The following is an 18,558-nucleotide window of genomic DNA, read 5'->3' on the forward strand; positions in this document are numbered from 1 at the left end:
AATTGGGTTTCCCCATCGTCGCCTCCTGTCCTCAAAATTAGGACCCGAGGCGTCCAGAAATCTAGGGGCTACTCAGCCCGCATCCGCGCCGGCCCCTCACCCAACTCCGACTAAGCCTTTGCTACGCGAAACCCGAGGCTGCGGGATCTTCCCCTTTCACAAGGAGAGAGAAGAAAAAGCAGTGCTAAATGCCGACTCGACCTAACGATCGAATGCGGGTGGCGCGACCATAGCCAGCGATCAGGATGTCCGCACCAGGAAGCCTTGATCATCGCGCCGCCTCGCCCTCGGCACCAGAATTTCCCAATGATTCGAGTGCCCATCGCTTTCACCTCGGGTGCGCCAGCCACAAATTTCACGCTTCGAAGCGCATGTGCCGGTGATTGGCCTGGTCAGGTCTTTCGTGACGTTCGCCGTCGTCCGCGTACAGCGGCTTATAGCGGATCGCGATCGCCGGTCGGCGTTTTGGCGGCGCGCATGAACTGGCCGAAGCCGAAGCCTGCGAGAATGGCGGCGGCCAGCCAGGTCGCGCCGAACTCGAACACATACGCCATAAACCCCTCCTTGTGCTTGTGGGATACCGGTATCGCGACAAGCATTGTCGTGCAAATGAAGATGCTGCCGTTTTCGGATGGGAAGGGGCAAATCGGGACAGCCGCGGAACGGTTTTGCGCTTGCCGTCGGGGTTCGGCCATTTACGAGCGCTCCGCGCCTGCTTCGCGACCGGTCAGTGCGCCTCCTCCAATGCCTTCGCGACGTGGGACGGGATGGTCAGGACGGTGCCGTGACGCTGCCCCTTCACGAGGCGGACCGCGTCGGAGACGTCGCGCCATGTCCGCCAGTCGCGTGTCTCGAACGCGCCGTAGCGGCCATTGGCATAGTAGTCGACATAGAGCCGGGTGCGGTCGCCATCGGTGACCAGCGTCGGCCCCTCGGCGCGCTCACCGGTGACGAGCGGCTTGGGCATCAGCCTATAGGGGCCGAGCACCCGATCCGCGACCGCCCACTGGATCGGGCCCCAGCGGCCGCGCTCCTGATTGTCGCCTTCCTTGAACACGGCGACATAGCGGCTGCCGACGCGCAGGATCGTCGTATCGATATGGTCGAAACCGGGATCGATCAGCACGCCGGGCGTGCTGAAGGTCGCGAAGTCCTTCGTCGTGACATAATAGGTGCGGTTGTTCATCTGTCCCGAACGGCGCGTCGCCGGGAAGCGGCCATCGACGTCGGACGACCAGGTGATGACATAGGCGCGGCTGGCGGGGTCGTAGACGGTTTCGGGTGCCCACGCGTTGTTGGTCCCCGGCACCCCCTCCATGACCGGAATATAGCGTTGCGCCGACCAGTGGATCAGGTCGCGCGAGCTGGCATAGCCGATTCCCTTGTCCTTCCAGCCGGTGGTCCAGACCATGCGGTACACGCCATCGGGGCCGCGCAGGATATGCGGATCGCGCAACAGCCTGCCGCCCACCTCCGGCGTCAGGAAGACCCTGTCGAGATCGCGCCAACGATGCCCGCCATCGGTGCTGACCGACAGGTGAAGCCCGTCGCCATTGCCGTGGAACGAGGTGAAGACCATGGTCTCGCCAGCGGCTTTGGGCGGTCGTGCCGTCGCCGCGCACAGCCATGGAAACAAGGCCATGGCAGCGGCGATCCGCACTCGCCGACCCATGGCGCGGTACGTCTTCGATGCAGGCTCCATCGCCCAGTTCTCCCCATGCCGCGATCGCGCCCTGAAGGCGATTTGTCCGACAAGGCTAGAGCGTGGCCGCGACCGGGGCAAGCGGGCGGGGGGAAGGTGGGGCGGTCGGTCGGCCTTTGTCTCCGGCGGCTCGGCGTTGTACGGGGCGGGGACGACCATGCTGGAGCCCGTTGCCCGATGATCATTTCCGCCCCCGCCGATTATCGCGAGGCCGCGCGGCGCCGCCTGCCGCCGTTCCTGTTCCATTATCTCGACGGTGGCGCCAATGCCGAGCACACGCTGCGCCACAATGTCGAGGATTTGTCCGGCATCGAACTGCGCCAGCGGGTGCTGCGCGACGTCGCCGATCTCAGCCTGGAGACTGAGCTGTTCGGCACCCGCATGGCGATGCCGGTCGTGCTCGCCCCGGTCGGGCTGGCGGGCATGTACGCCCGGCGCGGCGAGGTACAGGCGGCGCGCGCGGCGGCGGCGAAGAATATTCCCTTCACCCTGTCCACCGTCTCGGTCTGCGCGATCCAGGAGGTGCAGGCGGCGTCCTCCGCGCCGATCTGGTTCCAGCTCTACGTGCTGCGCGACCGGGGCTTCATGCGCGACGCGCTGGAACGCGCGCAGGCGGCGGGCGTGACGACCTTGGTCTTCACCGTCGACATGCCGGTGCCCGGCGCGCGCTATCGCGATGCGCATGCGGGCATGTCGGGACCCAATGCGGGGTTTCGCCGGATGGTACAGGCGGTGACCCATCCGCGCTGGGCCTGGGACGTCGGTCTGCACGGACGGCCGCACGATCTGGGCAATATCTCGACCTATCGCGGCATGCCGACCGCGCTCGAGGATTATATCGGCTGGCTGGGCGCCAATTTCGATCCGTCGATCGCGTGGCGCGATTTGGAGTGGATCCGCGACTTCTGGAAGGGATCGATCGTGATCAAGGGGATTCTCGACCCCGAGGATGCGCGCGACGCGGTGCGGTTCGGCGCGGACGGGATCGTCGTGTCCAACCATGGCGGGCGGCAGCTCGACGGCGTTCGCTCCAGCGCGCGCGCGATGCCCGCCATCGCCGATGCGGTGAAGGGCGAGTTGAAGCTGCTCGCCGATTCGGGCGTGCGCTCGGGGCTGGACGTGGTGCGGATGCTGGCGCTGGGGGCGGACGCGGTGCTGATCGGTCGCGCCTTCATCTATGCGCTGGCGACGGCGGGCGAGGCAGGCGTCGCCAACCTGTTGCGGCTGTTCGATGCCGAAATGCGCGTGGCGATGACGCTGACCGGCGTGAAGTCGATCGCGGAGATCGATCGGAGTGCCTTGGCGGGCTAGGGCCGGGCACCGCTTCGCGGCGGTTCCCTTCCCCCCAAGCGGTGCCTGGGGAGGAATTGTTATCGGCTCCGCGCGGGCGACTGCGATATTAGGGCATGACACCGGCGCGTCCGGTCTGTTAGCCCTGTGGCCATGCCCGTATCGGCCGCCGCATCCGCCCGCGAGATCCTCGTTCGTCTGCACGACGTGATGGCGTCGCGCACCCCCGCCCAAGCCAAGCTGAACCAGGTCGTCCAGATCATCGGAGAGGCGATCGGCAGCGAGGTGTGTTCGATCTATCTGTTGCGCGAGGGGGTTCTCGAGCTCTTCGCGACGCGCGGTCTGGCCGAGGAGGCGGTTCACGTCACCAAGCTGGCGCTGGGCGAGGGGCTGGTCGGCACGATCGCCGAGGATGTCGAGGTGCTGAACCTAGACGAGGCGGCCAGCCACCCCGACTTCGCCTACAAGCCCGAAACGGGCGAGGACCGGTTCCACAGTTTCGCGGGCGTTCCCATCATCCGGCGCGAGCGCGCGGTTGGCGTGCTGGCGGTTCAGCATAGCGAGCCGCGCAAATATGCGGATGTCGAGATCGAGGCGTTGCAGACCGTCGCGATGGTCCTGTCCGAGCTGATCGCCAATGCCGGGCTGATCGACGCGGCGGGGGCGGCGGGCGCGCGACCGCAGATGACCGCGTCGATCCGCCTGGGCGGCCAGAAGCTGGTCGACGGCATGGGTAGCGGCTTTGCCGTCTATCACCAGCCGCGCATCGTCATCGAGCATACCGTCGCCGAGGACATCGATGCCGAGCGGCGCCGCGTCTATGCCGCGTTCGACAAGATGCGCGAGCAGATCGACCGCATGGCGCGCGAGGCGGAATTCGGCGTTGCGGGCGAGCATGTCGAGGTCATCGAAACCTACAAGATGTTCGCCTATGACGAGGGCTGGGCGCGGCGGATCAACGAGGCGATCGACAGCGGCCTGACCGCCGAGGCGGCGATCGAGCGGGTGCAGCAGCGCACGCGCCAGCGGATGCGCCAGATCGACGATCCGCTGCTCGCCGACCGGATGCACGATCTGGAGGACCTGTCCAACCGGCTCCTGCGGATCGTGTCGGGCCAGATGGGAACGGCGGCGCAACTCGGGCTGCGGCAGGACACGATCCTGCTCGCGCGCAATCTGGGCCCCGCCGAGCTGCTCGAATATGACCGGCGGCGGTTGAAGGGCGTGATCCTGGAGGAGGGATCGCTGACCGCGCATGTCATCATCGTCGCGCGCGCGATGGGCGTTCCGGTGCTCGGCCGGGTCAGCGACGTGCGCCGCCAGATCGCCGAGGGCGACCTGCTCCTGCTCGACGTGACCGAGGGCAGCGTGCTCGTCCGTCCCACCTCCGCCATGGAGGAGGCGTTCGAGGCCAAGCTGCAGCTTCGCCAGAAGCGGCGCGCCGCATTCGCGGCGCTGCGCGACGTGCCGCCGGTGACCAGGGACGGCCACCGCGTGACGCTGATGGTCAATGCGGGGCTTCGCGACGACGCCGCCGCGCTCGACACGACCGGGGCGGACGGGATCGGGTTGTTCCGCACCGAATTCCAGTTCCTCGTGTCCGCGACGCTGCCCCAGCGCGAGCGGCAGCAGCGGCTCTACCGCGACGTGCTGGAGGCGGCGGGCGACCGGCCGGTGATCTTCCGCACGATCGATATCGGCGGGGACAAGGCGCTGCCCTATCTCAACACCGCCGACCATGACGAAGAGAACCCCGCGATGGGCTGGCGCGCGCTCCGCCTGGCGCTCGAACGCGAAGGGCTGATGAAGGCGCAGGCGCGCGCGCTGATCGAGGCGGGGGCGGGGCGCACGCTCCATGTCATGTTCCCGATGGTGTCGGAGGCGTGGGAGTTCGACGAGGCCAAGGCCCTGTTCGAGGCGCAGCGGGCGTGGCTCGGCTCGCGCGGTCGTCGCCTGCCGCTGGAGATGCGCTACGGCGCGATGCTCGAGGTGCCGGCGCTGGCCGAGCAGCTCGACCTGATTCTCCCCAATGTCGATTTCCTGTCGGTCGGGACCAACGACCTGACCCAGTTCCTGTTCGCCGCCGATCGCGCCAACCCCAAGCTGGCGGAGCGTTACGACTGGCTGAGCCCGTCGATCCTGCGCTTCCTGCGCCGCGTGGTCGAACCCGCGCGGACGGCGGGCGTGCCGGTGGCGGTTTGCGGTGAGATGGGCGGGCGTCCGCTGGAGGCTATGGCACTGATCGGACTGGGTATCGAACGCCTGTCGATCACGCCCGCCGCGGTCGGGCCGGTCAAGGCGATGATCCGTTCGCTCGACCGTTCGGCGATCGCCGGGGAGATGACGCGGCTGCTCGCCCATCCCGTCCGCGACATGCGCGGGGCGCTTGGTGCCTGGGCTGCGACGAATGGTGTGGAATTGGCCTAAATCAAGCCGGGCCCCCGCGTTGACTTGAGCCCGGGGCTCTGAAAGAACGGCCGCGATCATGGGGTGGGCCATGGTCACTTCGGAGTTGAGAATGGACGAGGTCAATCCCGGCCACGATGCCGCACCGGCGGCACCTACCCGCGCCGGTGACGTCCTGCGCGAGGCGCGTGAGGCGCAAGGGCTGTCGCTTGGCGATATCGGGGCTCGCACCCGCATCCCCAGTCGTCATCTCGCGGCGATCGAGGCATCCGATTATCAGAGCCTGCCGTCGGCGACCTATGCCGTCGGCTTCGCCAAGGCCTATGCCCGCGCCGTGGGAGCGGACGAAGTCGCGATCGCACAGGCGGTCCGCGCCGATGTCGACCGGCTCGGCCGCCGGGTCGCCGAATATGTGCCGCAGGACATCGTCGATCCCGCCCGCGTGCCATCGCGCGGCCTGGCGATCATCGGCGTCGGCCTGGCGCTCGCGGTGCTGATCATCGCGGGGCTGTGGTACGGCACCGACCTGTTCCGCCGCGACCGCACCGCCCAGGACGTGCCCGCGGTGACGCCGCTGGGCAACACCGGCGAGGCGGCTCCGGCGCCTGCGCCCAGTCCGACCCCGGTGACCGGTGGCAAGGTCGTCCTGATCGCCAAGGGCGAGGTCTGGCTGCGCGTCTATGACGCGGACAACAAGACGATCAAGATCGGCACGTTGCAGCCCGGCGAGCAGTTCGAGGTGCCTGCCGACGTGAAGAACCCGCTGCTCAATGTCGGTCGTCCCGACAAGCTGACGGTGACGCTGAACGGTTCGCCCATCCCGCAGCTGGGTGACGGATCGCGCGCGATCAAGGACGTGCGGCTCGATCCCGCCGCGATCGCGGCGCGCCTGTCGGGTACGCCCGCTCCTGCGGCATCGCCATCGACGGGTACGAGCCGCAGCGCGCCGCGCGACCGGTCGGCCCGGCGGACACCGGCCGCGACGTCGGGCGATGCGGCGCCGCTGGCCCCGACGCCCGTGCCCTCGCCGACCACCGCCACCACGGCTCCGGCGGATCTGTAAGGGGCCGTTTCTTTCAGGCTGCAGACAGCCGCGACGGGGCAGGACGGCATCCGTTGTTTCCACATCATGCCCACCGGGGGGTGAAACCGATGCGTAATCTGTTGCTGGCCGGGGTCGCGGCCCTGACGATCCTGCCGAGTGCCGCCATGGCGCAGTCCAATGTCGAGGGGCGGGTCGGCAAGCTGGAAAGCGAAATGCGCGCGGTCCAGCGCAAGGTCTTCCCGAACGGGGCAGGGGGCTATGTCCAGCCCGAGATCACCGCGCCCCAGACCCAGACACAGGCCCCCGGCGTGCCCGCCTCCAGCGCGCTCAGCGACCTGACCTCGCGCGTGACCTCGCTCGAGGAGCAGATGGCGAGCCTGACCGGCCAGATCGAGCAGAACGGCTATCGCACCCGTCAGCTTCAGGATCAGTTCGACGCCTATAAGCGCGCGACCGATGCGCGGCTGAAGGCGCTGGAATCGGGCCCCGCGCCGATCGCATCCGCGGGGCAGAGCGCGCCGCTGGACACCCCCGCTCCGGCGGCTGGCGGCGGCAAGAGCCCGGCGGCGCCGTCGGTCGTGACCGGCGATACCGCCAGCACCGCGCCGGCTGGCGGCGCGGCGGTCGACAAGCCCTCGACCGGCGACCCGGCCGAGGACGCCTATCTCTACGGCTATCGCCTGTGGACCGCCAAGCGCTATGCCGAGGCGGAGACGCAGTTGAAGAAGGTCGTCACCGACTATCCCAAGAGCCGCCGCGCCAGCTATGCGCAGAATCTGCTCGGCCGCACCTATCTCGATTCGGGCAAGCCGAGCCTGGCCTCGATGGCGTTCTACGAGAATTACAAGAAATTCCCGGATGGCGAGCGGGCTCCCGACAGTCTGCTCTATCTGGGGCAGGCGCTGACCAAGCTCAACAAGGCGGCGGACGCGTGCAAGGTGTATGACGAACTGTCCGATGTGTACGGCGCCAAGCTGTCCGCCTCGATGAAGTCGCAGATCACCGCGGGACGCAGCGCCGCCAAGTGTCAGTGATCGTATTACCTTCCTCCCCTGCAAGGGGAGGTGGCAGGGCGAAGCCCTGACGGAGGGGTGTCACGGCCAGCGGGGACACCCCTCCACCATGCTTCGCATGGTCCCCCTCCCCTTGCAGGGGAGGAATTCAATACGGACCGATCACCGTTAAACCTCTTGCGCCCGTCCCCTGGACGCGTCAGAGGGCGCGCATCCCTGACCAGTTTTGAGAGCATCATGGCCACCGATGCCACGGCCGTCGATCAGATCGCGCGTTTCGTCGCCGATCTGACGCTTCTTCACGATCCCGCCGCCGACCCCGCGCCGCTCTTGCTGGCCGTATCGGGTGGGCCCGACAGCATGGCGATGCTGACGCTCGCCGTAGCGGCGTTTCCCAAACGGATCGCGGTAGCGACGGTCGATCACGGGCTTCGTCCGGAAGCGGCGGACGAGGTGGCGATGGTCGCGGCGCATTGCGCTGCCCTGGGCGTGCCGCATCATGGTTTGCGCCCTGCCGAACCGATCGCGGGCGCGAGCCTTCAGTCGCAGGCGCGGGAGGCCCGCTACGCGCTGCTCGCCGAGCGGGCGCGAATGATCGGCGCGACGACGATCCTTACCGCGCATCACGCCGACGACCAGGCGGAGACGTTCCTGATGCGCGCGGCGCGCGGGGCCGGGCTGTCGGGGCTGTCGGGGGTGCGCGCGCGTACCGTGATCGCGGGCATGACGGTCGTCCGTCCCCTGCTGGAATGGCGGCGGGCCGAGCTGCGGCAGATCGTCCGCCGGGCCGAGGCGCCCTTCGTCGACGATCCCGCCAACCAGGATCCGCGCCACGACCGTACCCGATTCCGGCAACTGCTCGACGGTCATGAGTGGCTGGGCGTGGCGCAGATGGCACGCGCGGCGCAGCAGCTGGCGGAGGCGGATGCCGATCTCCGCGCGACCGTCGACTGGCTGTGGGATCAGCGTGTGCAGATCGAGGGCGACAATGTCCGGATCCAGGCCGCCGACCTGCCGCGCGAACTGGGCCGCCGACTGGCACGTCGCGCGATCGGCACGGTACGCGATGCCGCCGGGATCGAGGCGCCCGCCTGGAGCGAGAGCGGCAATATCGAGAAGCTGCTCGAATCGCTCAAGCAGGGCAGCCGCGCCACCCAGGCGGGGGTGATCGCCAGCGTCCGCTCGGGCGTCTGGCGTTTCCGCCCCGCGCCACCACGCCGCACCGGCTGACCTTTCCCAGTCCTCCCTGCGCGAAGCGCGGGGAGGGGGACCGCCGCGAAGCGGTGGTGGAGGGGCGGGGGCGCGCTGCGCTCCGCCATCAGGCTGCGCCCGGCGGTCCCCATCCGCAAGCCGAGATTGGGAAGCAATTCGTCCGTCGCACCGATCACATTGATCGGCGTTGTTCCATTGCCATTAACCCCGCCATGCCTATCTTGGAGGCTGAAAGGTATCCGGCACCTATGAACGACAACGACAAGCAGCAGAGCCCCGATCCCAATGGGGGCGGCAACCCCTGGATGAAGAGCCTGTTGATCTGGGTGGGCATCCTGATGGCGCTCGCGCTGTTCGTGAGTCTGTCGGGTGCGGGGTCCTCGACGCAGAGCGGCAACGCGATCGAATATTCGACCTTCCTCGACAAGGTGGACGAGGGAACGGTCAAGACCGCGACCATCTCGCGCGATTCGATCACCGGCACGCTGTCGTCGGGTGAGCGGTTCAAGACCACGCCGGTCCCCGATTCGCAGCTCATCCCCCGCCTGCGCAAGCAGGGTGTGACCTTCACCGCAAAGACCGAGGAAGCACCGTCGGTCTGGATGCTGATGCTGTATAATTCGCTGCCGTTCATCCTCTTCATCGGCATCGCCTTCTTCGTCCTGCGCCAGATGCAGAAGGGCGGCGGCGCGAGCGGCGCGATGGGCTTTGGCAAGAGCCGCGCGCGGATGCTGACCCAGAAGGAAGGCAAGGTGACGTTCGACGATGTGGCCGGCATCGACGAAGCGCGTGAGGAATTGCAGGAAATCGTCGAATTCCTGAAGGATCCGTCGAAATTCGCCCGCCTTGGCGGCAAGATTCCGAAGGGTGCGTTGCTCGTCGGCTCGCCCGGCACCGGCAAGACCCTGCTCGCCCGCGCGATCGCGGGTGAGGCGGGCGTGCCCTTCTTCACCATTTCGGGCTCGGATTTCGTCGAGATGTTCGTCGGCGTCGGCGCCAGCCGCGTGCGCGACATGTTCGAGCAGGCCAAGAAATCGGCCCCCTGCATCGTCTTCATCGACGAAATCGACGCGGTTGGTCGCCATCGTGGGGCAGGGCTCGGCAACGGCAATGACGAGCGCGAGCAGACGCTGAACCAGCTGCTGGTCGAGATGGATGGTTTCGAGGCCAATGAGGGCATCATCATCATCGCCGCGACCAACCGGCCCGACGTGCTCGACCCCGCGCTGCTGCGGCCCGGCCGCTTCGACCGCCAGGTGGTGGTGCCGCGCCCGGATATCGATGGCCGCGTGAAGATCCTCGAAGTCCATATGAAGAAGGTGCCGCTGGCCCCTGACGTCGATGCCCGCGTGATCGCGCGCGGCACGCCGGGCTTCTCCGGTGCGGACCTGGCCAACCTGGTCAACGAGGCGGCGCTGATGGCGGCGCGCAAGGGCAAGCGCCTGGTCGCGAACGCCGAGTTCGAGGAAGCCAAGGACAAGGTCATGATGGGCGCGGAACGCCGCTCCATGGTCATGACCGACGATGAGAAGCGGATGACCGCCTATCACGAGGCTGGCCATGCCATCGTCGCGCTGCACGAACCGGCATCGGACCCGATCCACAAGGCGACGATCATCCCGCGCGGCCGCGCTCTCGGCATGGTGATGCGCCTGCCCGAACGCGACTCGTACAGCTATCATCGCGACAAGATGTACGCGAACCTGGCGGTCGCGATGGGCGGACGCGTCGCCGAGGAGATCATCTTCGGCTATGAGAAGGTGTCGAGCGGCGCGAGCGGCGACATCCAATATGCCACGGGTCTGGCCCGCGACATGGTCACCAAATGGGGCATGTCGGACAAGGTGGGCCCGGTCGAATATGCGCAGCCGGAAGGCGAAAGCTTCCTCGGCTATTCGTCCAGCCAGCCGGTGCGCATGTCCAACCAGACGGCGCAACTCATCGATGACGAGATCAAGTCGATCGTCGAGGGTGGCCTTCACCGCGCCAAGCATGTCCTGACCGATCATGTCGATCAGCTTCATCTGCTGGCGGGGGCCTTGCTCGAATATGAGACGCTGTCGGGTGACGAGATCAAGAAGCTGATCGCGGGTGACGATATCGGTCGCGACGATCCCAAGCTGAAGGCGATTCCGATCGCCAAGGCGGGTACGTCGATCCCCAAGACCCGTCGCGGCACCGGGCCGTTCGGCTCGCCCAGTCCGCTCGGCGCCTGACGCGAAACCCGATGAAAAGGGGCCGCTCCCGAAAGGGGGCGGCCTTTTTCATTTGGCGACCTTCGCCGCCTCTGCCGCGATCGTCGGCTTGGCGCATAATCGGGTTTCCATGGCGGACAGCGGTGTCTTGCCGGGCTTGGCACAGCGATACGCCGCCTCGCGCACCGGGATCATGTCGAGCGGTTCGACCGAGGCATCGCGGCGCGCGATGACCGGGCCCAGCTTGGCGAGATAGTCGTCCCAGCCGTCACCGACCCCCGGCTGACCGAGCATGGCCATGGCGTCGTGTCGCATTGTTTCTGCCGCGGCGAAATCGCCCATCTGGCGAAGCTGGTTGGCCGCTCGTGCGGTCAGCCAGAGCCGGTCCTTCATACTCGTATCGGAGGGCAGTCGGCGGACCCGGTCGACGAATTCGCTCGCATAGCGCGCACGTCGCTTGCCGGCCTCGGTCGAATCGAGCGGATCGATGAAACCGGGCGTGTCGGCCCACAGCGCCGCCTGTAGCCAGCCGAGCGATACGGGCTCGGGACGGCTCAGCCGTGCCGACAGCCAGCTTGCGCGATAATAGGGCGTGTCGCCCTCGGCGACCAGCCGGGCGTAGGCGGGCGTCGCGATCAGCATGGCGAGCGCCGCCTTGTCCGCATCCGGGAAATTGTCGAACACCACCAGATGGTTGCCGGGGCATTCGGGCACCGGGAAGGGGAAATGCAGATAGCTATAGGGGCGCCCGTCGGGCCGCTCGCCATAGGTGGAGTAGCTGCCCGCCTGCCAGCCCGAGAATCGCTCGCCACCGATCGGGCAGGTCATCGGCACCATGCCGCCATGCATGGGCGGCGGGGGTGGCGGCGGGGGTGTCTGCTGGGGTGGGGGAACGGTCTGCGCCTGCAGCAACGCCCATGCGACGATCAACATGACTTTCCTCCCTTTATCCGTCGATCCAGCCTAGCCCACCGCCAACCGCGCGCCTATGCTCTGGAGACGGTCGCAAGCGACAGGTCCGACCCGAGCCGGACGGGCGGCGGCCCGATGGAGGATCGCCCGATGACCGATGTTCCCGATAGCCAGGCGCTGCGCGACGACGCCGTTCGAATCTACGACGCCTTTACCCATGAACATCACGATCGCCGCACCCTGCTGCGCCAGATGACCGCACTGGCGGGATCGGCGGCGGCGGCCGAGGCGCTGATCCTGGGGATCGCGGCCAGCCCGGCGGCGGCGGCGATCGTCGATCCGCACGACGCCCGGCTGAAGATCGACCGTCGCGAGGGTATGGAGGCGGGCGCACGCTCGGCGGCGTATCTCGCCTCGCCCAGGAATGCCCGGAAGCGGTTGGGGAACGTCCTGGTCATCCATGAGAATCGGGGGCTGACCCCGCATATCGAGGATGTGGCCAGACGGCTGGCGCTGGTCGGCTTCCACGCCATCGCCCCCGATCTGCTGGCGCCGCAGGGCGGCACGCCCGCCGACGAGGACCGCGCCCGCACGTTGATCGGTTCGCTCGACTATGACCTGGCCCTGGCGCAGGCGCGGGCGATGATCGCCCATGCCGCCGCCGACAAGACGGGCACCGGTCGGGTCGGCGCGGTCGGCTTCTGCTGGGGCGGGGCGTTCGTCGATCGGCTGGCGATCGCGGCGGGACCGGCGCTGGCGGCGGGTGTCGCCTATTACGGCCCGGCGCCCGCGCCGTCCGAGGCGGTCAAGGTGCAGGCACCGCTGATGCTCCACTATGCGGGCAAGGACGCACGCGTGAACGCGACGGGCGAACCGTGGGTGGCGGCGCTGCGCGCGGCGGGCAAGTCGGTCGAGGCCTTCACCTATCCCGGCGTCGACCATGCCTTCAACAACGACAGCTCGTCCGAACGCTACAACGCCGCCGCCGCCAAAGAGGCCTGGGCGCGGACGACCGCCTTCCTCCACCGCCATCTCGACCGGGCCTGATCCAGCCCACTCATCCGCCGAACGGAGACCCCGCATGACCGCCGACGTGACGCTCTACACCAATCCGCAATCCCGCGGACGGATCGCCCGCTGGATGCTCGAGGAGACGGGGGTGGCCTATACGACCGTCGTCCTCGACTACGGCACGACGATGGTGGCGGAGGCGTATCGCGCGATCAATCCGATGATGAAGGTTCCCGCGATCGTCCATGGCGATCAGGTGGTGACCGAGACGGCGGCGATCTGCGCCTATCTGGCCGAGGCGTTTCCCGACGCCGAACTGGCGCCGCTGCCGGACGAGCGAGCCGCCTATTATCGGTGGCTGTTCTTCGCGGCGGGTCCGTTGGAGGCGGCGATCACCAACCGCGCCTTTGGCGTGACCGTGACCGAAGAGCAGCAGCGCATGGCGGGCTATGGCGATTTCGATCGGGCGGTCGGCGTGATCGGCGACGCCGTGGCGCGCACCCCCTATATCGCAGGCGACCGGTTCACCGCGGCCGATGTCTATGTCGGGTCGCAGTTGATGTGGTTCACCCAGTTCGGGCTGGTGCCCAAGACCGATGCGATCATGGCCTATATCGGTCGCCTGGCCGATCGACCCGCGCATCGCCGCGCCACCGCGCTGGACGACGGCAAGGTCGAGGACGGCGCGAAGGTCGAGGAAGGTGGGGCGGCGGGCGACTGACCCCCGCCCGTCAGGCCGATTCGCGACGGTTTTCGAGAGCCTCCTGCGCGGCCCGCAGCATATCGAGACCCGCCGCGATGTGATTGCCCGCCAGCGGCATTTGCAACGCGTCCGCGCCGTCCATCGCGGCCTGCGCATGGGCGATCACCTGTTCGAACGTCACGGCCTGCTCACGCATGTTCATGTCCCACATGGTCCGATGCCGGAAGGGCGTTTCCGCCCCTCCACGCTATGATGGATTGTGTAGCGGGCGATAACGTTTGCCGCGATAGCGAATCGGCGTCCGACGCTGTCCCGCCTGCCCTGTGACGGGACGATCCACAGGGGGCAGGCGGGATGGCTCAGCGCATCAGCACCAGTTCCTCGGCCATGGTAGGATGCAGCGCCACCGTCGCGTCGAACTGCGCCTTGGTCAGCCCCGCCTTCACCGCGACGGCCGCGGCCTGCAGGATCTCGGGCACGTCGGGGCCGATCATGTGCAACCCGACGACCCGGTCATTGTCGCCGTCGCACACCATCTTGTAGAGCGCGCGCTCGTCGCGTCCCGCCAGCACATTCTTCATCGGACGGAAATCGGAGGTGTAGACCCGGACGGAGCCGAGCTTCTGCTTGGCCTGCGCCTCGGTCAGGCCGACGCCCGCCATCGGCGGATGGCTGAACACCGCCGCCGGGATGCATTCGTAGTCGACCCTGGTCGGCTTGTCGCCGAAGATGGTGTCGGCAAAGGCCTGTCCCTCGCGGATCGCCACCGGGGTCAACTGGACGCGATTGGTGACGTCGCCGACCGCATAGATGCTGGGGCAGGTGGAGCGATTGTCCTCGTCCACCTTGACCGCGCCGTGATCGTCCAGCTCGACGCCCGCCGTCTCCAGTCCCAGGTCACGGGTATTGGGGACGCGGCCGGTCGCGAACATCACCAGATCGACCTCGATATCGGCATGGTTCGACATGGAAACCTTGAGCGTGCCGTCAGCCTGCTTCTCGATCCCCTGGAACGTCGCGTCGAAGCGGAACTCGATCCCCTTCATCATCGAGATCTGGAGCAGCCGGTCGCGGATCGTCAGGTCATAGCCGCGCAAGATGTCCTTGCTGCGGTTGATCAACGTCACATGCGCGCCGAACTGGTGGAAGACGCCCGCGAACTCGTTGGCGATATAGCCCGCGCCCGCGATCAGCACACGCTTGGGGATGCTGTCGAGATGGAATGCCTCGTTGGAGGTGATGCCATGTTCATGGCCGGGGCAGGAGGGGATGGCCGGGTGGGCGCCGACCGCGATCAGGATGCGCTCGGCGGTCTTCTCGGTCCCGTCGGCGAGCCGGACGCTGTGCGGCCCGGTGACGGTGGCACGCTGGCCGATGATCTCGACATCATGGCTCTCCAGCGTCTTCTTGTACGCGCCATTGAGCCGGTCGACCTCGGCCAGGACATTGTCGCGCAACGTCTCCCACGAGAATTCGCAGTCGCTCGGCACCTGCCAGCCGAAGCGGCGCGCGTCCTTCAGATCCTCGGCGAAATGCGCGCCATAGACGAGCAGCTTTTTCGGAACACAGCCACGGATGACGCATGTGCCGCCGACGCGATATTCCTCGGCGACCGCCACGCGCGCGCCATGCGCCGCCGCGACCCGCGACGCCCGCGTGCCCCCAGAGCCTGCCCCGATCACGAACAGGTCATAGTCATAGTCAGCCATGGGATCGGTCTCTCCGGGAAATTGGGGGCATCTCGGCCATCTAAAAGCACAACGGGGGACGCCGAGCCAAGTTCAGCGTCCCCCTGACAGTGATCGGAAACATGATCCTCCCCGCAAGCGGGGAGGGGAGGAATTGCCTATTTGCCGAACGCCCGCTTGATCAGGTCTTCGGTCGAGGGATCGAATTCCTGACCGCCCTGGTCGGCGGCCTTGGCCATTTCCTTGCCCAGCTCGACACCGAACTGATCGAAGCTGTTGATGCCCAGGATCACGCCGTTCACGAACACGCGGTGCTCGTAGAACGCGATCAGCGCGCCCAGCGTGCGCGGGTCGAGCGTTTCGAGCAGGATGGTCGAGGACGGACGATCGCCCGAATAGCTGCGCGCGGGATCGTCGGTCTTCTTGCCCTTCATCAGCGCGGCACCCTGCGCGAAGGCGTTGAGCAGCAATTGGCGGTGATGATCGTCGCTCAGCACGTCGCCCGGCTCGACCACCGCGATGAACTCGACGGGGACGAGGTGGGTGCCCTGGTGGAGGAGCTGGAACACCGCATGTTGCGCATCGGTGCCGACCCCGCCCCAGGTGATCGCGGCGGTGGGCCGACCGACCGGCTGGCCGTCCACGGTCACGCCCTTGCCGTTCGATTCCATCTCGAGCTGCTGGAGATAGGAGGGCAGGAGGCGCAGGCGCTCGTCATAGGCGAAGGGCGCGCGCGTCTCGGCATGGCGGACCTGGGTGTAATAGAGGTCGGCGAAGGCGGCGAGCGCGGGCGCGTTCTGGCTGATGTCGGTCAGGCGGAAATGGCGGTCCATCTCGGCCGCGCCCTCCAGCAGTTCCTCGAACGCGTCCCAGCCGAGGCCGAGCGCGGCGGGGAAGCCGATCGTCGACCAGAGCGAGTAGCGGCCACCGACCGACTCGGCGAAGGACAGGATGCGCGTCTCGTCCACGCCCCATTCGACCGCCTTGTCGGGATTGGCGGTCAGTGCGATGACGCGGCCATACGGATCCTCGACGCCATGCTCGGTCATCCATTGCAGCGCCGAGGTGGCGTTGAGCATCGTCTCGGTGGTGGTGAAGGTCTTGGACGCGACGACCAGCAGCGTGGCGGCCGGGTCGAAGCGCTTGAACACCTCCTCCAGCGCCATCCCGTCCACATTGGACACGATCGCCACGTCATAGCGATCGGTGTCGCGGCCCAGCGCGTCGACCAGCAGGTCCGGGCCCAGCGCCGAGCCGCCGATGCCGATGTGAAGCACGTGGCGGATCGGCCCCAGCGCCTCGGCCTCGATCGCGTCGATCAGCGCGCGCATCCGGGCGTGCGAGGCGCGGGCGGTGGCGACGCTTTCGGGATTGCCTTCGCCACGCTCGGCGGTGTGCTCGACCGCGCGGCCCTCGGTGACGTTGACCACCTCGCCGCCGAACAGCGCGTCGCGCTTGGCGGCCAGCCCCTGCGCCTTGGCGAGTTCGGCGAAGGCGGCGACCGCCTCACGCGTCAAATGGGTCTTGGACCAGTCGAAATGGATGCCCGCGACGTCCAGGCTGAGCGAGGCCAGTCGGTTGGGATCATTCGCGAAAAGATCGAGAAGCGGGGTCTGCGGAAGCGATTCGATAGTCGACCAGTCGGCAGCCATGATGCCTGTTCCTTCCTTGCGCGTGCCCCGGGGGGCTTCATGCACGGCGTTAGCCAAAGCGCGGGGGGTAAGCCAAGCCTTAGATTGGTATGGTGGGCCCGGACGGGCGCCATGAACCTGCAGCGGGCTTGCCGGATTCACGACGGTCATGCCATCGGTGGGGACGGTGGTGGGAGAGCCGCCGAATCGGGGGAGTGAGATATGCGGGCTTGGACGTTCATGACGCATCTGGCGATGTTGGCGGGCAGCGCCGCACCGCAAATGGCCCTGGCCGCCGAGCCGCCGCCCGCTCTTGCCCCGTCGTCGAAATGGCAGGTCGATTACGCACCGAACGAATGTCGCCTGATCCGCACCTTCGGAGAGGGCAAGGAGCGTACCATTCTGCAGCTCAGTCGCTACGATCCGGCCGACCGGATCGAGATGCTGCTGGCGGGCCCGCATATTCCCGCAACCGACAGGCGCGTGCCGGTATCGGTCGCGACCTCCACCATGGCCGACGTGCCCGGTATCCAGGCCCAGGGGTTCGCCAGCACGGGCCAGGTTCCCGCGACGCTGCGATTCCAGCCGGACGTCGACCTGCCCAAGGCGTTTCGCAGCGACGTCGCGGCGGGCAAGCCGACGATCATGCGGGTCAATTTCGTCCGGCGCTACGTGATGCAGTTCGACCTGGGTTCGATGAAGGGGGCGCTGGCGGCGCTCGACCAGTGTTCCGACGACCTCATCAAGTCCTGGGGACTCGATCCGGCGGCGCTGCGCAGCGCGACCCGCGGGCCGCAGCCGGTCGGCAACATCGCCACCTGGTTCCAGCCGGACGACTACCCCGCCGGCGCGGCGAGGATTGGCCTGGCCGGGGCCGTCATCATCCGGCTGCTGATCGGCTCCGATGGCAGTATCCAGAATTGCGCGGTCACCAAGTCCGGTGGGGACAAGGCGTTTCAGGACGCCACGTGCCAGGCCGCCACGAAGCGCGGACGCTTTGAACCCGCGATCGGCCCGGATGGCAAGCCGATGGCTTCGGTCTGGGTCCAGCGGATCAACTGGGAGCCCGGCGCGCCCTTCTTCACCGTCCGCTGACGGTGGCGCGGGTCAGCGATGCTTCCCCGCCACCGGATCGCGGATCACGCCGACATCGGCGAACCGCCTGGGCTCGGCCGGGTGGGGTTTCGGTTCGGCGAGTTCGCGCTGCCAATAGCCGACGTCGATCCAGCGACCATGTTTGTGCCCAACCTCGCGGAAGACGCCCGCGCGGCGGAAGCCGACCGCCTCGTGCAGCTTGATCGAACCGTCATTGGGCAGCGCGATGACGCCCATCGCCTGGGTGAAGCCCTGTGCGGTCAGCGTATCGACCAGCGCCTCGTAGAGCAGTCGCCCGATCCCCGACCGCTGCGATACGTCGGCGACATAGATGGTCGTCTCGACCACCCAGCGATAGGCCTCGCGCTCGCGGAAGCGCGCGGCATAGGCATAGCCGATCACGGCCTCTTCCTGCCCTTCGTCATCGTCCCCGTCCTGGCTGCGCAGCGTCGCGACGATCCAGGGATAGAGGCCGTCCGCGCCCTGCATCCGGGACAGCATGGTATCGGCATCCGGCGCCTGGGTCTCGAACGAGACGACGCCCGCCAGCACGTGCGGGGCGTAGATGGCGGCGATGGCGGCGGCGTCTTCGGGGCGGGCGGCGCGGATGGCGATCATGTCAGTCGGAATCTCCGGAAGCGTCCGACCTGCCTAG

15 protein-coding genes are annotated in these 18,558 nt (G+C 67.6%); 9 read left to right on the forward strand and 6 right to left on the reverse strand.

The features are described 5' to 3' along the window. Positions 1-727: 727 nt before the first annotated feature. Complete coding sequence (locus LRP66_RS16920; RefSeq protein WP_230483773.1) at positions 728-1,642, reverse strand: glycoside hydrolase family 43 protein; 915 nt, start codon at positions 1,640-1,642, stop codon at positions 728-730. 237 nt (positions 1,643-1,879) lie between these two features. Between LRP66_RS16920 and lldD the strand changes: the two genes are divergently transcribed. The 6 genes from lldD to ftsH all read left to right on the forward strand — a co-directional run bounded on the left by lldD (position 1,880) and on the right by ftsH (position 10,884). Continuing rightward, on the forward strand, positions 1,880-3,013 hold the full coding sequence (gene lldD, locus LRP66_RS16925) for an FMN-dependent L-lactate dehydrogenase LldD (RefSeq protein WP_230483774.1): 1,134 nt from the start codon (positions 1,880-1,882) through the stop codon (positions 3,011-3,013). 132 nt (positions 3,014-3,145) lie between these two features. After that, positions 3,146-5,419, forward strand: coding sequence for a phosphoenolpyruvate--protein phosphotransferase (ptsP, locus tag LRP66_RS16930; protein WP_230483775.1), 2,274 nt, complete (start codon positions 3,146-3,148; stop codon positions 5,417-5,419). Between the two features lie 91 nt (positions 5,420-5,510). Then, complete coding sequence (locus LRP66_RS16935; protein ID WP_230483776.1) at positions 5,511-6,461, forward strand: helix-turn-helix domain-containing protein; 951 nt, start codon at positions 5,511-5,513, stop codon at positions 6,459-6,461. An 89-nt stretch (positions 6,462-6,550) separates the two neighbouring features. Then, on the forward strand, positions 6,551-7,477 hold the full coding sequence (locus tag LRP66_RS16940) for a YbgF trimerization domain-containing protein (RefSeq protein WP_230483777.1): 927 nt from the start codon (positions 6,551-6,553) through the stop codon (positions 7,475-7,477). A gap of 216 nt (positions 7,478-7,693) precedes the next feature. Next, a complete protein-coding gene (gene tilS, locus LRP66_RS16945; protein WP_230483778.1) occupies positions 7,694-8,686 on the forward strand; it encodes a tRNA lysidine(34) synthetase TilS in 993 nt (330 codons plus the stop codon). Positions 8,687-8,916: 230 nt separating this feature from the next. Further along, complete coding sequence (ftsH, locus tag LRP66_RS16950) at positions 8,917-10,884, forward strand: ATP-dependent zinc metalloprotease FtsH (RefSeq protein WP_329959298.1); 1,968 nt, start codon at positions 8,917-8,919, stop codon at positions 10,882-10,884. Positions 10,885-10,932: 48 nt separating this feature from the next. Here the strand turns inward: ftsH and LRP66_RS16955 are convergent, their stop codons facing one another. Then, positions 10,933-11,796, reverse strand: coding sequence for a hypothetical protein (locus LRP66_RS16955; protein ID WP_230483779.1), 864 nt, complete (start codon positions 11,794-11,796; stop codon positions 10,933-10,935). A 129-nt stretch (positions 11,797-11,925) separates the two neighbouring features. On the opposite strand from LRP66_RS16955, the gene LRP66_RS16960 reads away from it, so the two are divergent. Next, positions 11,926-12,822 carry a dienelactone hydrolase family protein gene (locus LRP66_RS16960; protein ID WP_230483780.1) on the forward strand — a complete coding sequence of 299 codons (897 nt, stop codon included), beginning with the start codon at positions 11,926-11,928 and terminating at the stop codon, positions 12,820-12,822. 34 nt (positions 12,823-12,856) lie between these two features. After that, entirely contained in the window at positions 12,857-13,507 is a 651-nt protein-coding gene (locus tag LRP66_RS16965; RefSeq protein ID WP_230483781.1) for a glutathione S-transferase family protein, read from the forward strand. Between the two features lie 10 nt (positions 13,508-13,517). Here LRP66_RS16965 and LRP66_RS16970 read toward each other — a convergent pair whose 3' ends face one another. From LRP66_RS16970 to pgi, 3 genes are all read right to left on the reverse strand, one after another. Continuing rightward, positions 13,518-13,685, reverse strand: a complete 168-nt coding sequence (locus LRP66_RS16970; RefSeq protein WP_230483782.1) for a hypothetical protein — start codon at positions 13,683-13,685, stop codon at positions 13,518-13,520. Between the two features lie 163 nt (positions 13,686-13,848). After that, the gene (gene gor, locus LRP66_RS16975; protein WP_230483783.1) at positions 13,849-15,198 is read right to left on the reverse strand and encodes a glutathione-disulfide reductase; all 1,350 of its coding nucleotides are present in this window, start codon (positions 15,196-15,198) and stop codon (positions 13,849-13,851) included. A gap of 137 nt (positions 15,199-15,335) precedes the next feature. Further along, on the reverse strand, positions 15,336-16,829 hold the full coding sequence (gene pgi, locus LRP66_RS16980) for a glucose-6-phosphate isomerase (RefSeq protein WP_230483784.1): 1,494 nt from the start codon (positions 16,827-16,829) through the stop codon (positions 15,336-15,338). Positions 16,830-17,030: 201 nt separating this feature from the next. On the opposite strand from pgi, the gene LRP66_RS16985 reads away from it, so the two are divergent. Next, the gene (locus tag LRP66_RS16985; protein WP_230483785.1) at positions 17,031-17,903 is read left to right on the forward strand and encodes an energy transducer TonB; all 873 of its coding nucleotides are present in this window, start codon (positions 17,031-17,033) and stop codon (positions 17,901-17,903) included. Positions 17,904-17,915: 12 nt separating this feature from the next. Here LRP66_RS16985 and LRP66_RS16990 read toward each other — a convergent pair whose 3' ends face one another. Beyond that, entirely contained in the window at positions 17,916-18,521 is a 606-nt protein-coding gene (locus LRP66_RS16990) for a GNAT family N-acetyltransferase (RefSeq protein WP_230483786.1), read from the reverse strand. Positions 18,522-18,558: the final 37 nt, after the last annotated feature.

This window comes from Sphingomonas sp. Leaf21 (assembly GCF_916858675.1).
Taxonomy (GTDB): Bacteria; Pseudomonadota; Alphaproteobacteria; order Sphingomonadales; family Sphingomonadaceae; genus Sphingomonas.

What these genes read in the sequence shown, in the direction of transcription:
- LRP66_RS16920 (WP_230483773.1), bottom strand. Translation starts at nt 1,642, where the DNA reads ATGGCCTTGTTTCCATGGCTGTGCGCGGCGACGGCACGACCGCCCAAA.
- lldD (WP_230483774.1), top strand. Translation starts at nt 1,880, where the DNA reads ATGATCATTTCCGCCCCCGCCGATTATCGCGAGGCCGCGCGGCGCCGC.
- ptsP (WP_230483775.1), top strand. Translation starts at nt 3,146, where the DNA reads ATGCCCGTATCGGCCGCCGCATCCGCCCGCGAGATCCTCGTTCGTCTG.
- LRP66_RS16935 (WP_230483776.1), top strand. Translation starts at nt 5,511, where the DNA reads ATGGACGAGGTCAATCCCGGCCACGATGCCGCACCGGCGGCACCTACC.
- LRP66_RS16940 (WP_230483777.1), top strand. Translation starts at nt 6,551, where the DNA reads ATGCGTAATCTGTTGCTGGCCGGGGTCGCGGCCCTGACGATCCTGCCG.
- tilS (WP_230483778.1), top strand. Translation starts at nt 7,694, where the DNA reads ATGGCCACCGATGCCACGGCCGTCGATCAGATCGCGCGTTTCGTCGCC.
- ftsH (WP_329959298.1), top strand. Translation starts at nt 8,917, where the DNA reads ATGAACGACAACGACAAGCAGCAGAGCCCCGATCCCAATGGGGGCGGC.
- LRP66_RS16955 (WP_230483779.1), bottom strand. Translation starts at nt 11,796, where the DNA reads ATGTTGATCGTCGCATGGGCGTTGCTGCAGGCGCAGACCGTTCCCCCA.
- LRP66_RS16960 (WP_230483780.1), top strand. Translation starts at nt 11,926, where the DNA reads ATGACCGATGTTCCCGATAGCCAGGCGCTGCGCGACGACGCCGTTCGA.
- LRP66_RS16965 (WP_230483781.1), top strand. Translation starts at nt 12,857, where the DNA reads ATGACCGCCGACGTGACGCTCTACACCAATCCGCAATCCCGCGGACGG.
- LRP66_RS16970 (WP_230483782.1), bottom strand. Translation starts at nt 13,685, where the DNA reads ATGCGTGAGCAGGCCGTGACGTTCGAACAGGTGATCGCCCATGCGCAG.
- gor (WP_230483783.1), bottom strand. Translation starts at nt 15,198, where the DNA reads ATGGCTGACTATGACTATGACCTGTTCGTGATCGGGGCAGGCTCTGGG.
- pgi (WP_230483784.1), bottom strand. Translation starts at nt 16,829, where the DNA reads ATGGCTGCCGACTGGTCGACTATCGAATCGCTTCCGCAGACCCCGCTT.
- LRP66_RS16985 (WP_230483785.1), top strand. Translation starts at nt 17,031, where the DNA reads ATGCGGGCTTGGACGTTCATGACGCATCTGGCGATGTTGGCGGGCAGC.
- LRP66_RS16990 (WP_230483786.1), bottom strand. Translation starts at nt 18,521, where the DNA reads ATGATCGCCATCCGCGCCGCCCGCCCCGAAGACGCCGCCGCCATCGCC.